This is a genomic window from Kaistia terrae (assembly GCF_026344005.1).
GTDB classification, from domain to species: Bacteria; Pseudomonadota; Alphaproteobacteria; order Rhizobiales; family Kaistiaceae; genus Kaistia; species Kaistia terrae.
Map to the genome: position 1 here is coordinate 1 of NZ_JAPKNH010000008.1, position 11,372 is coordinate 11,372.

Annotated in this window: 17 protein-coding genes; 5 read left to right on the forward strand and 12 right to left on the reverse strand. The window is 61.1% G+C overall.

Annotated elements, in window-relative coordinates; translation table 11 throughout:
• The 11 genes from OSH12_RS19735 to OSH12_RS19785 form a co-directional block, all read right to left on the reverse strand.
• The coding region (locus OSH12_RS19735; protein ID WP_266345336.1) for a DUF3102 domain-containing protein at nt 1-371 on the reverse strand (371 nt) is incomplete at its 3' end.
• Entirely contained in the window at nt 364-621 is a 258-nt protein-coding gene (locus tag OSH12_RS19740; protein ID WP_266345337.1) for a hypothetical protein, read from the reverse strand. The genes OSH12_RS19740 and OSH12_RS19735, both read right to left, overlap by 8 nt.
• Nucleotides 618-923, reverse strand: coding sequence for a DUF6074 family protein (locus OSH12_RS19745; RefSeq protein WP_266345338.1), 306 nt, complete (start codon nt 921-923; stop codon nt 618-620). Before OSH12_RS19745 ends, OSH12_RS19740 begins: the two co-directional genes overlap by 4 nt.
• 90 nt (nt 924-1,013) lie before the next feature.
• Entirely contained in the window at nt 1,014-1,625 is a 612-nt protein-coding gene (locus tag OSH12_RS19750) for a hypothetical protein (protein ID WP_266345339.1), read from the reverse strand.
• Nucleotides 1,618-2,313, reverse strand: coding sequence for a hypothetical protein (locus tag OSH12_RS19755; RefSeq protein WP_266345340.1), 696 nt, complete (start codon nt 2,311-2,313; stop codon nt 1,618-1,620). The genes OSH12_RS19750 and OSH12_RS19755 overlap by 8 nt, the downstream gene beginning before the upstream one ends.
• Nucleotides 2,310-2,558, reverse strand: a complete 249-nt coding sequence (locus OSH12_RS19760; RefSeq protein ID WP_266345341.1) for a hypothetical protein — start codon at nt 2,556-2,558, stop codon at nt 2,310-2,312. The genes OSH12_RS19755 and OSH12_RS19760 overlap by 4 nt, the downstream gene beginning before the upstream one ends.
• Complete coding sequence (locus OSH12_RS19765) at nt 2,555-2,848, reverse strand: winged helix domain-containing protein (protein WP_266345342.1); 294 nt, start codon at nt 2,846-2,848, stop codon at nt 2,555-2,557. Before OSH12_RS19765 ends, OSH12_RS19760 begins: the two co-directional genes overlap by 4 nt.
• A 366-nt stretch (nt 2,849-3,214) precedes the next feature.
• On the reverse strand, nt 3,215-3,400 hold the full coding sequence (locus OSH12_RS19770; protein WP_266330495.1) for a helix-turn-helix transcriptional regulator: 186 nt from the start codon (nt 3,398-3,400) through the stop codon (nt 3,215-3,217).
• Between the two features lie 99 nt (nt 3,401-3,499).
• Nucleotides 3,500-4,507: a hypothetical protein gene (locus tag OSH12_RS19775; protein ID WP_266345343.1), complete on the reverse strand. Its 1,008-nt coding sequence runs from the start codon at nt 4,505-4,507 to the stop codon at nt 3,500-3,502.
• Nucleotides 4,504-5,661, reverse strand: coding sequence for a tyrosine-type recombinase/integrase (locus tag OSH12_RS19780; RefSeq protein WP_266345344.1), 1,158 nt, complete (start codon nt 5,659-5,661; stop codon nt 4,504-4,506). The genes OSH12_RS19775 and OSH12_RS19780 overlap by 4 nt, the downstream gene beginning before the upstream one ends.
• A gap of 208 nt (nt 5,662-5,869) precedes the next feature.
• On the reverse strand, nt 5,870-6,100 hold the full coding sequence (locus tag OSH12_RS19785; RefSeq protein WP_266345345.1) for a hypothetical protein: 231 nt from the start codon (nt 6,098-6,100) through the stop codon (nt 5,870-5,872).
• Between the two features lie 170 nt (nt 6,101-6,270).
• Between OSH12_RS19785 and OSH12_RS19790 the strand changes: the two genes are divergently transcribed.
• From OSH12_RS19790 to OSH12_RS19810, 5 genes are all read left to right on the forward strand, one after another.
• Complete coding sequence (locus OSH12_RS19790; protein ID WP_266345346.1) at nt 6,271-6,768, forward strand: GAF domain-containing protein; 498 nt, start codon at nt 6,271-6,273, stop codon at nt 6,766-6,768.
• Nucleotides 6,769-7,067: 299 nt separating this feature from the next.
• Nucleotides 7,068-8,054 carry an NAD-dependent epimerase/dehydratase family protein gene (locus OSH12_RS19795; protein WP_266345347.1) on the forward strand — a complete coding sequence of 329 codons (987 nt, stop codon included), beginning with the start codon at nt 7,068-7,070 and terminating at the stop codon, nt 8,052-8,054.
• Nucleotides 8,051-9,187: a glycosyltransferase family 4 protein gene (locus OSH12_RS19800; protein ID WP_266345348.1), complete on the forward strand. Its 1,137-nt coding sequence runs from the start codon at nt 8,051-8,053 to the stop codon at nt 9,185-9,187. Before OSH12_RS19795 ends, OSH12_RS19800 begins: the two co-directional genes overlap by 4 nt.
• Nucleotides 9,177-10,289, forward strand: coding sequence for a glycosyltransferase family 4 protein (locus OSH12_RS19805; protein WP_266345493.1), 1,113 nt, complete (start codon nt 9,177-9,179; stop codon nt 10,287-10,289). The genes OSH12_RS19800 and OSH12_RS19805 overlap by 11 nt, the downstream gene beginning before the upstream one ends.
• A gap of 188 nt (nt 10,290-10,477) precedes the next feature.
• Nucleotides 10,478-10,654: a hypothetical protein gene (locus OSH12_RS19810; protein WP_266345349.1), complete on the forward strand. Its 177-nt coding sequence runs from the start codon at nt 10,478-10,480 to the stop codon at nt 10,652-10,654.
• Here OSH12_RS19810 and OSH12_RS19815 read toward each other — a convergent pair.
• Nucleotides 10,651-11,310 carry a TetR family transcriptional regulator gene (locus OSH12_RS19815; protein ID WP_266345350.1) on the reverse strand — a complete coding sequence of 220 codons (660 nt, stop codon included), beginning with the start codon at nt 11,308-11,310 and terminating at the stop codon, nt 10,651-10,653. The two genes, OSH12_RS19810 and OSH12_RS19815, sit on opposite strands and share 4 nt — an antisense overlap.
• Nucleotides 11,311-11,372 lie beyond the last annotated feature (62 nt).

An 11,372-nucleotide genomic window follows, 5' to 3' on the forward strand; every position in this document is an offset into this window, starting at 1 on the left:
GGTGATGCGAGCTGGTAGACGACCGTCGCAGGCAAATCGGAAATGATTTCCGTTTTGGTTTCGAACGCCTCGGCCGCCTGCATGTAGTTCCGAGCGGTGCGATCCGTCCAGCCGAACTCGGCGGCCAGCCAGGCGGTGAATCTGCCGTGGCCCAGCAATTCCTTGGCGGCGAGCAGATTGACCCCGGTGCCGATCATGTAGCGGATGGTCGTTTTCCGCCAGGAACGGATCTGAGCGGCGGCTCCACGAAGGCGCTGGGCGTCTTCTAGGTCGATGCTCGCATAATCGAACGATGCCCCCTCGGCGAGCGTCAACTCGTGATGGGGAAGCGCATCGATTCCGCTGGCGGTCTGGATTTGCGCATTAGTCATGCGGAACCTCCGCAAGCTGTTGGAGCCCCGCGATGAGGGCGAGAAGATTGGCGCGACCGACGATACCTATCCTGTGGTCACTGCCATCAGACGACCACCGCTGGCTGATATTCACGCCACCATCCAGACCCGGCTCAATATCCGTTCGGTCCTGCTGATGGATCACTGGGGTTCGCTCTGTCACGATATTGCTCCGTTTTGCGGATCCGGCTGGGCAACTACTGCTGCTGATGACTGTCGCATCGATCATGCTGCGTCCCCGTCCGGCCGAAGGTCATGAAGGGTATGGCCGTAGAGGGCGCGCTGAACGGATTCAGTGAACGCCTGGATCTCGCGGTCGATTTCGGCGGCGTCGATCCCAGCCGCAGTCATCTGTCGGGTCATGTCGGAAACCGTCTTGGTCCAGTAGACCTCGGCACCCTTGCCGGACCGGCCGGACAGCACATCGACCACGCGGCGGATCTTGCCGATGCGACGCTCGGTCGGGAAGGCGATGACGCGTGCAGTCGGGGGCGTCCAACGGAACAGCGGAAGGTCGTTAGCTTCGCGCATGGCGTGCCTCGCACCAATATCTATATAGGATTTCGGAATCCCGAAATATTAGAACCCTTGGTTTCTGCGGGTTTCCCGGCGCCCTCATGGTCAAGACGCCTTTAATATTTCGGAGTTCCGAAGCGGCAATATTTCGGAATCCCGAAGTGGGGTTTTCTTTTTGCGACCGACCTTGCCGCGTATGGTGGCCGCCTTCTTTCGGTCGACCTCCGACCACTGCTTGCACCTTTCGGGAGAGCAGCGGCGCCACTCGCCGGTTGGCGCCGCCCCCTCGAAGTCGCCGAGATAAGTAATCCTGAATACGTTCGCGTGCGGGGTGCCGATACCGGCGCGCCCGCGATCGATCTTGATCAGGCCCTTGTACTCAAGCTCATCGATGGCATCGGCGACGTATTCCCCAGTGACGCCGTAGTCCGAAAACTGGCCATGGGTTACCACCAGCTTGCCGTTCTTCAGCCCGCTATGCATCGTGTGTTCTATAACCACGCGGAAGAACGCCTTAGTCGCGTTCCCGCTCAATGATCGGAAGGCGACGGACTCCATTATCTCGATAGTCAGCCAGGCCCAATTACGGCTGCTATCTACCCCCTTGTCGAAACCGTCACTTTTGCGCGGCGGGCTTGTATGCTTCCGCACCATGTTGAACGTCTTGCCGCCCGAGGTGCGGCTCTTGTCGCGCGCGTTGAAAATGGCGTTACTCATGCGCACCGCCGACCCACTCGGGCAGGTCGCCATAGAAGCTCCTGCACGCTGCAGCAAAGGTGCGGTAGGTCGGGCGGGCGTTCTGCCAGTCCCAGAACCAGGTAGCACTAACCGGCTTCAGCCATTCGATGCCGGCGACGCGCCAATCGTCATGTGCCGATACGGCGTAGAAGGCCGCCGCTTCGAGACAATCGATTTCGGCCTCCGCGAGGTGTTCGATAGCCGCAGTCAGCAGCATCGAAAGCCCGGCCGCCGCAACCTCGGGCGGGGCCTGCCACGACTTCGTGCTTTCCATGGCGTGTTCGAGGACGGGCAGGAACGCCGCCGCTCGCCGGTCCCATGAGGGATGATCCAGAGCGAGCGTCACCCAATTCTCCAGCGGCTCTTCAATGCCGTGTGTCTTCGGCATGTTGGTATAGGCCGGCTGCTCGGGGCGCGGGATGGCGACATGGGGAACCTTCTGCCCCCCATGGTCGAGGAATATCTGGAAGGGAACGCCGCCCCTGCCCATCGCCTCGCCAAGGACCTTTTCGCAGCGTTCGCGGTTGTGCTTACCGTGGATGCCGGCCATGGTCATGCAGCCGTCGAGTTCGTGGTGGAACTCGTCCTCGCCGCCGCCTTTGTCCCGATAGACAGCGATAGGAACGCCATAGGGCGATGGGATGTGGCCGAGCTTTGTCATGCTCATGCTGTACCCCCAAGCTTGGTCGCGTCGATGACCGTCCAGTTGGTCCAGAGGCCGGCGATGCGCACAGCGTCCGCTCGCGACCGGCCTTCCCAGATGCGGGTATGGTCCTCGCCCGTGACCATGCTGACGAAGTAGTGGCTACTGGCCAGGCTCGGATCGGTGGACGGGCCGGCGATAGTGCCAGCCTCGATAAGAATGTGCCGCTGCTCTGGCTCGGCTTGGGGGAAGGCGACGACGTTGCTCATGCCGCGACCTCAAGGCTCAGCACCTCGACCGTGGACCGAAGGAAGTAGCGGCCGTGCCGTCCGCTGAAAGCGCCATCATGCGGCTCATCCACGGTCTCTATGTTCAAGCCGGCTTCCCTGGCTTTAAACACATAGTGGCTAATCCTGGGCGCCGGGCTCTCAATGCTGGTTGTGCCTCGTGGCCCGGCCTTGATCAGGCGGTCCACCATCCAAGCGACACGGCCCTTCAGGACCAGGATGCGGCCGTCGTGCCCGCCGACGCGGATCTCAAGTTTGGTGACATTGCTCACTAGCGCACCTCACGCATGGCGAGGCCGGCGCTGATGGCCGTGACCGTCGCGATTGATTCCGACAGCCCGAAACGCTTCTGCAAGCGACGGCTGGCTTGATGGAGTGAAGAGGAAGGGGTAGCTTCCGCGCCGATCAGCTCTGCAAGATGATCGATTTTCGAAGGGCCGTGCGCTGTGCAACCAGCCACGGCTTTTCTCGTTTCAGGGCTTGGGAATGGCGCCGGCCCTCGTTTGGGCGGTGTCTGTATTCGGACGACAATTGTCATGACTGAACCTCTGCGGCTTTGCGCCAGAGGACGGTCGAGGCTATGCTGAACAAGCGAAACTGATAGCCTACGGCCCCGTCCATTGCGGCGGGGCTTTTTCTTAGGCGGCGCGCTGGACGCGGCTAGACAGCCACTGGCCGATGATGCTCTCCGGCCAAGCAATCGCACGCTTCGACAAGTTCACCGGGCGCGGGAACGTGCCATCCTTCATCTTGTCGTAGATGGTGCTGCGGCTTAGGCCAGTCGCGTCGATGACGGCGGGCAGTCTCAGATGCTTCTCAACCATGTCGGTTCCTTTCGGCAGGCGTTGGACACTGTCGAGAAGTTGCCGAAAGGCGTGCTGATCAAATAGTCTGCACGATTAAAATACCGTATCGATACGGCGTTAGGATTTCGCTGAGCGACGGCCCGGCCTCTTCAATTCGGGCGCGGCATCAGTCGCTTGTTTCCAATGGCGGTCGAATTGACGAGCTGACATTTCGGGGAAAAGTGCTTCCTTAATCTCGTCCCGCGTCATTGATGCGCTGCTGCGATAAAGCTCAACGATCATGTCCTTGGGCGCCCGGTCTTCCTGCCTCGCTTGCTTTTCAATACTTTGGGGGCGCAGATCGGCAAAGAATTCGTCAATCCATTCGGACGGCGCCATCACAGTGCGCCCCTCGTAAGGGCTCATCATCTCCAGAATTGACGCAGCGGACCCGATACGGGTGTCCACTCCCCGCGCGAAACTGCGGCTGCCCATCTCGATTCCAAGGGCAGCAAACCCCGCATTTGCCTCGTAGATCAAACTCATTGACTTCGCGAACAGTCGAAGCTCAGCGAGCGATATCGTCGAAGTCTGCCAATCCACGATTGGCGTGTAGCGGGTGATGTCACGGACGCTCGGAATGAGGCGGCGTTCTCTCGGCTGGAAAACCTTAGTTGTTAGAAATGCGGAATGCCAATATTCGGAACGAAGAGATTTCAGCCCGAAAATGCCCGCGCCTGCGGCCGCCCATCGCCCGCCGAAGAATTCCACCCGGGCTTTCGAGAATGAAGCATCGACTTCCTTCGGGGCTTCATTCGGGGCGTCTTTCGGTGCATTGAGGTCTTCTCTCGGGTCTTCCTTTGTCTCTTCTGCGGGCTCCAAGAGTCTTGGGTCAAGCTTCGCGCGCGTCCCATCCGCGCTAAGCATAAATACACCTTGGCCAGCCACCCCGGTCGTACATCTGAAAAACAGGTCATAGACGAGAAACTTTGCCGCGATAGGTACATTTGACTGATGGCCAGTTACGGCCCTCCAGCCCCCATCCTGCTCCAATTTCTGGCGCTTCTGCTGAAGTCTTAGCCGAATTGATCTCTGAGCAGCCGCGTAAAACTCCGTTAGCGGGCTGTATCCCTCAACCGAAATCATGCCCCAATCCTCACAACATTGTTGTTGCCGCGCTCGGCCAAAAAGCTTGCCCAGGCGTCCATCATCTTCCGTCGCTTCTCGAACACGTCAGACCGCGCATAGGCTTGTTCAACAGCATCGCCGACCGCATGGGCAAGCGCCGCCTCGGCGACCTCGCGCGGGAATGTTGTCCGCTCTTGCGCCCAAGTGCGGAACGATGTCCGAAAGCCGTGAACGTCGACAGGAAAGCCCAATTCCTTGACCAGTTTGGAAAGGGTCATATCGGAGAGGGGTTTTCCTGCTTTCGTGCCGGGGAATACCAAGCCAGACCCATCGTCAAGCGCCTTGGCCTGATCGAGCAGCGCAAGCGCACGGCTGGATAGTGGGACGCGATGCAGCCTCTTCATCTTCATGCGCTCGGCCGGGATTTCCCAAACTTTCGCCTTCAGATCGAACTCACTCCACGCTGCCAACCGCACTTCCCCCGACCGAGACGCGGTCAGCACCAGCAACTCCAGCGCCGCCTTTGTCGCGAGCCCCGCACCCGATGCCTTCACCGCCTCGATACAGCCGGCCACCTCGGCATATGGCAGCGCCTTCCGGTTCGCCTTCGCCGTCTCGGCCTTCGGCAATGCCCGCGCGATGTTCTCCGCAGGGTTGTCCTGACGCCAGCCCTGAGCAATCGCCCACTTCATAACTGTGCCGATACGCTGGCGAACTCGCCGCGCCGTTTCGGCTTTCTCCACCCAGATGGGACTTAACACCGCCAGTACATCCGCCGTCGTCACCTCAGGAACCTTCAGCCGGCCCAGCCTCGGAAATGCGTATGTCTCAAGTGTCGAAATGAACTGTGCCGCATGCTTGGAATTCTTCCATGTTGGCGAATGCATCTCATGCACCTTGCGGGCGGCATCCTCGAAAGAAAGGACTGCAGCGGCTTCCCGCTTGCTCGCCAGCGGGTCGCCGCCCGCGCGGGCAAGCTTGCGGTTGTCGAGCGCTATGGTTCGCGCTTCGGCCAACGATACGAGGGACGGAGACCCGAGTCCTAGTTCGCACCTCTTTCCCCGGATGGTGATGCGCTGGACCCAGAACCGTGACCCGTTCGGCTCCACCCGAAGATAGAGCCCCTGCCCGTCGAAATACTTGCCAGGCTCTTGCGCGGTGCGGACCAGCAACGCCGTCAGAGCCTTCTCGGGTCGCCGACTACTAGGGTGCACCAATCCATTCCCCCATTCCTTCCCCCACCGAATGACAGAAGCAGCAGAACATTACCGGAACATTCTGGACAATGGAAGGGCCGAAAAATGAGGGTTACTCACGGAATCCCGGATGTTCCCGGATAATCCCGGATATGGCGGAGGCGGACGCTCCCTCCGCCATTAACTAACTGATTTTTATGGATTTTATACCGACTGCGCGCGGAAGGTAGTAACCTGCCGCCTCAGCACCGTGCGGTTGGGCGCCGATCGTCATCACATCGTTGCCGCAGACGATCGCGTCCACATTGGCGCGATGCAGGAGCAGCCATTGCCGCCCATTCCAGGCCCTGCTGAGCAGCGAAAGCGCCTGTATCACGGAGTTGGATAAAGCAGGAGAGATGATACGACCAATCATCGAACGGGAATTCGAAGGCAAGACAGCCTTCGTCGTGAGGGCTGTTGCGGTATCGGCCTGACGTCCGCCACGGAAGACGGCTGAAATGGACAGGGGCCGATGGGGCGGCCTATAGGGTGTGGCCGGCGATCGCCAGGCGTGACGATCCGGCGAGAGACAGGAGCCCCCCGATGTTCGATACGACGCCCATTGCCCCCACCGACAACAAGCCCGTCTTCTACCGGGAGCTCGATCAGCAACTGGCGTCGCTGTTTGAAGGCGAGCATGACGCCGTTGCCAATGCCGCCAACATGTCGGCGCTGCTGTTCATGGCAATGCCAGAATTGAACTGGGCCGGCTTCTATTTCCTGCCGGAGGGCAAGGACGTTCTCGTCGTCGGCCCGTTCCAGGGCAAGCCCGCCTGCGTCCGCATTCCGATCGGCAAAGGTGTCTGCGGCACGGCGGTGGCTCGACGCGAAACCATCCTTGTTGCCGACGTTCACGCGTTTCCCGGCCACATCGCCTGCGATGCCGCGTCCCAATCAGAGCTGGTTGTGCCGTTGATCCGCGATGGCAAAGTACTGGGCGTTCTCGATCTCGACAGCCCGCGCGCCGGTCGCTTCGATGCGGACGACCAGGCAGGCATTGAGCGTCTCGTTGCGCGTTACCTCGACAGCCTGGCCGGCTAGCTCAGCCCAACACACCACCTTCGGAAAATCTGCGCCACCTCAATCCAGGGCTCGGGCAGCGTCGGACCATACCCAAAATTCCGCAAGGGAAACTGAATAAAATCGAAAATAATTTGGATGGATACAAACGACGTATTGCGACTATATTGCATTAATACAAAATTCTCATTCCAATCTACGCACATAGGAATGAGGAACAAGGCATCCTTCCATCGAAGTGACGATACGAACCAGCTTTAGCACCGCGAGACGCCGCTCGAAGCCTGCGGGCGACCTCGCGACGCCGGGGGGCAGTGCCGATGACGGGTCATCGCAGCCGAATCCTGATCACCGGCGGTTCTGGTTTCGTCGGGCGCGCGCTCGTCCGCCTTCTTTCCGCCGAGCATGAGGTTCTCGTCTTCGACGCCCTCACCTTCGGGAGGGATCGTTTCACGCCAGCGGAACTCGGGCGGATACAACTGGTCGAGGGCGATGTGCGCGACACGCTTGCCGTCGCGCAGACGATCGCGCGCTTCGCTCCCGAAATCCTGATTCACCTCGCAGCGATCCACTTCATCCCGCATTGCGAGCGCGACCCGGCAACAGCCCTCGCGGTCAACGTGGCCGGCACCGTCAATCTGCTGACGGCGGCGCCCGCCGGGTGCCGCTTCGTGCTGGCCAGCAGCGGCGCGGTCTACCGCCCCGACGAAGCACCGCATAGGGAAGATGTATCTGCACTAGCGCCCAGCGACATCTACGGGCTGACCAAGCTGCAGGCGGAGCAATTTCTGCGGCATTTTGCCGGCGCAAGAGGGATTGCTGGTGTTGCGGCCCGCCTGTTCAACGTCGTGGGCTCCGGCGAGACCAACCCCCATCTCCTGCCCGAAGTGGCGATGCAACTAAGGACCGGAGATCGCGAAGTCCGGCTCGGTAATCTCTGGCCGAAGCGCGACTACATCCATGTCGAGGACGCCGCCGCCGGGTTTGCCGCACTGGCTCTCCGGGGCGACGTGGCGCCAGGCGAGATGCTGGCGGTCAATCTCGGCACATCGCACCAGCACTCCGTCGCCGAGATGCTCGACCACATGCGGCAGGCCGCAGGCTTCGATTTTCGCGTCATCCAGGATCCGGCGCGTACGCGGTTGGTTGATCGCCCTTTTCTAGCTGCCGACATCGACCGGATCAGCGAGCGCTTCGGCTGGCGGCCGACATGGTCGATCCAGGAAGCGGTGCGCGATCTCTGGCATCATCCCGACTTCAGCCCTCGGCTGTTTGGGCCTGCGGCCGGGCCGGTCGTGGCAACATGATGCGGATCGCGCTTCTCACCGAACTCTATCCGCCCAGTATCGGGGGCCAGGAACTCTTCTTCGAAGGCCTCGGCCGGGCGCTCGTCGAGCACGGTCACTCCGTCGAAGTCTTTTGCGTCGGCCATGCGGCGGGATTGCCGGCGCGGGAGATCGTGCACAACATCACCATCCATCGCTTTCCCTCGGACCCTCACTACAAGACGCCGGCCAAGGCCTGGATGAAGCGGGCCTGGCCTTCGATTTTCCGCTATGCGGCCTGGACCCGACTCCGTCTCCAGCTGGGCGAATACGACTTGGTCGTGCTCAATCAGTGGCCGCTGTTGCATGCCGTCACCCTGCCCCGCGACCTGCGTCGGCGCTCGGTGCTGCACTGGTGCGAAATCCGCGAAGGCCGCTTCTATGGCGCTTTGCAGAAATGGCTTCCCCGCCTCGTCACACACAACGCGGCGATCAGCGATGGCGTCGCGAGCGAGATCCGGCGGACGTCCGGCCGCCCGATCTTCACAATGCCGAGCGGCCTGCGACTGGGCGACTATGGCGCCGCGCCGCAAGATCGTCGGAGCGGCGTTCTCTCACTCGGCCGGATCGTTGAACACAAGAACCTGCCCTTGCTCGTCAGGTGCTTCGACGTCCTGAAACGACGCGGCTATCCCGGCGGGCTGACGATCGCCGGCGAGGGTCCGACAATGCCCGACCTGCGCCGGACGGTCGCGGCATCGCCATTTGCGGCCGACATCGCGCTCCTGGGACCGGTCAGCGACGCGGAAAAGGCCCAGCTTCTGGCGCAGAGCGATCTCTTGGTCCTCACCAGCCAAAGAGAAGGCTTTCCGCGCGTCGTTGCGGAAGCGATGGCAAGCGGCCTGCCGGTTTTGACGGCGGCCTATCCCGGCAACGGCACGAAGGAGGTGGTTCGTGAAGCCGGCTGTGGCCTCGTTGCCGAACCCCTGCCGGCCTCTTTGGCAGACGCTGCCCAATCCATCCTTGATGCATGGGAAACCTTTTCCCATGCCGGAAGCCTCTATGCGGAAAAGCTCGACTGGGGCGGAATTGCCGAGAGGCTGGAGCAGCAGGTCGGCTGGAAACCAGCGCGATCCATTGCCCTTCCAGGGGCAGATCCCTCGCATGCCTGCTAGTCCCCGCCGTATCCTGCAAATCTTGCCGGATGGCAGCTCTGGCGGCGGCGGCACGGCTGTACTGGGCCTCTGTTCGGATCTCCGTGCTGAGGGAAGCTGGGACGTCGCGCTGATAACGGCTCCCGGTTCGCGGGTGGAGCAACAGGCGGCGCGCGACGGCATCACCATTTTCCCCATCGACTTCTTCACGTCGCGGCTCGATTTCCGCGTCACTAGCCGACTGGCCCATCACATCGACGAATTCCGGCCCGACCTGGTGCATGCCCATGGCGCACGGGCTGCCCTCCCCTTCTGCTCCAGGAAACTCCGCAATGGGACGCGGCTCGCCTACACCGTGCATGGCTTTCACCACACCCGGAAATCGTTCCCGCTGCGCCAACTCGGAAGATTGGCAGAGCGCCACATCGCAACGCGCGCCGATGCCGTGATCTTCGTCTCCGAGGGCGACCGGGAACAGGCTGTCCGTGAACGCATCCTTCCCCGCGACAGTCGGAAGGGTTCAATCGTGGTCAACGGCATCGATCCCTCTGATTTCAAAGCGATAGTGCCCTCGAGCGAGTACTTCGATCTGATATTTGCCGGGCGCGCCCATCCGCAGAAGAACCCGCTCTTCATGGTCGAGATCATGGAGGCGCTGCATGGTTCCGGCATTCGACTGCGAATGATCTGCGGAGGCGAACTCGAAGAAGCGCTAAAAGCACGAATTGCCGCCAGCCCGGAGAGCGATAGCATCTCCTTTACGGGCGCATTGCCTCGCGAAGAGGTCCTGAGCGCCTTCCTTTCGGCCAAGCTCCTGGTGATGCCCTCGCTCTGGGAAGGACTGCCGATCGCGCCAATCGAAGCGCTCTATTGCGGCTTGCCGGTCATTGCCTCGAACATTCGCGGTACGGATGAAGTGGTGATCGACGGCGTCAATGGCCGGTTGATCGACGGGTTCGACGCGATGGCCTACGCGAAAGCCATTCGCGAAATTCTGGGAAATGACGCGCTTCGCAGGCGCATGGTCACAGAGGGGCGGCGTCGGGTCGAAGACCACTTTTTGCGCTCAGCCAGCTCTGTCCGCCACGAGGCGATTTACCAGTCGCTTCTGCGTTCATCCTGAACGCTTTGCGGTCAGCGGCCAGACGGCCGAGCCTGAATGCCATGCAAACCTCAGGGCGCTAAAGACAATGCTTCGCGCCAAGAGATAGTACATTTATCCTTCTACGGAGCTTGTTCGCGAATCGCCTGCGGAGAGCTTTTTCCAATACAGAATAGAGCGCCCTGTAGTCCGCCCGGAATTCTCCGCCCATGAGCAGCAAGATGCCCGACAGCCCCGGGGACGCCACGAAAGCAAAGGGGCGCGACGCCAATCCAGTCCGCTTGAAGGACGCCCCAAGGGCCATTGCACGGACGCTCGTCTACGCCGGCCTCATCGCGGCCAGCATCGTGCTGTGGTGGGCCCTCGGCAGGCTCGTCCTCGGCTAGGCCAATTGCGACCGAGCCTCGCGCTCGGACGGGACCGGAACGGCGACATTACGGCGGAAACCGGCCACCAGGCACAGCAGCGCTGCCCGCAGGTTTTTGGCGACATCGGCGTTGAAATCATAGCGAAGCCAATTGTCGAGCAGACCCGACATGAAGCAATGCAGCGTCGTAGAGGCCGTGGCCGCGGTCCAACCTTCGGCCAGGAGGCCTGCCTGCTCGGCCCGCTCGAAGGCGCGACGGAAATTCTCAACCATCGTGTCGTGCATGGATCGCTGCAGGGTGAATGCCTCCTGCATCTCGCTGAGATACTCGCAGCGCGTCACGATGATCTTATAGACCATGCGCGTGTGCTCATCGGTTCCGAACAGTTCGATCACGTTGAGCGCCCAGTCGAGCACCACCTGCAACGGATCGACCGCATCCTCGAAGCTGCGCGCCAGAACAGCCACGTGCAGGTCGTAAACCCGCGCGAAAATTGCCGTCAGTAGCTCCTGCTTGTTGGCGAAATGCCAATAGATCGCGCCCCGGGTCACGCCGGCCTCTGCCGCGATCCGATCCAGCGACGCCTTCGAGACCCCGATCTCGATGAAAACGACTTCCGCGGCATCCAGGATGCGTTGCCGAGTTTCCTCAGACTGAGATTTTGTACGTCTCACTTAGCAGATTTCCTTTACATACATCGATGAATGTATATATGCTGTGCCGCAATAGATCCAGT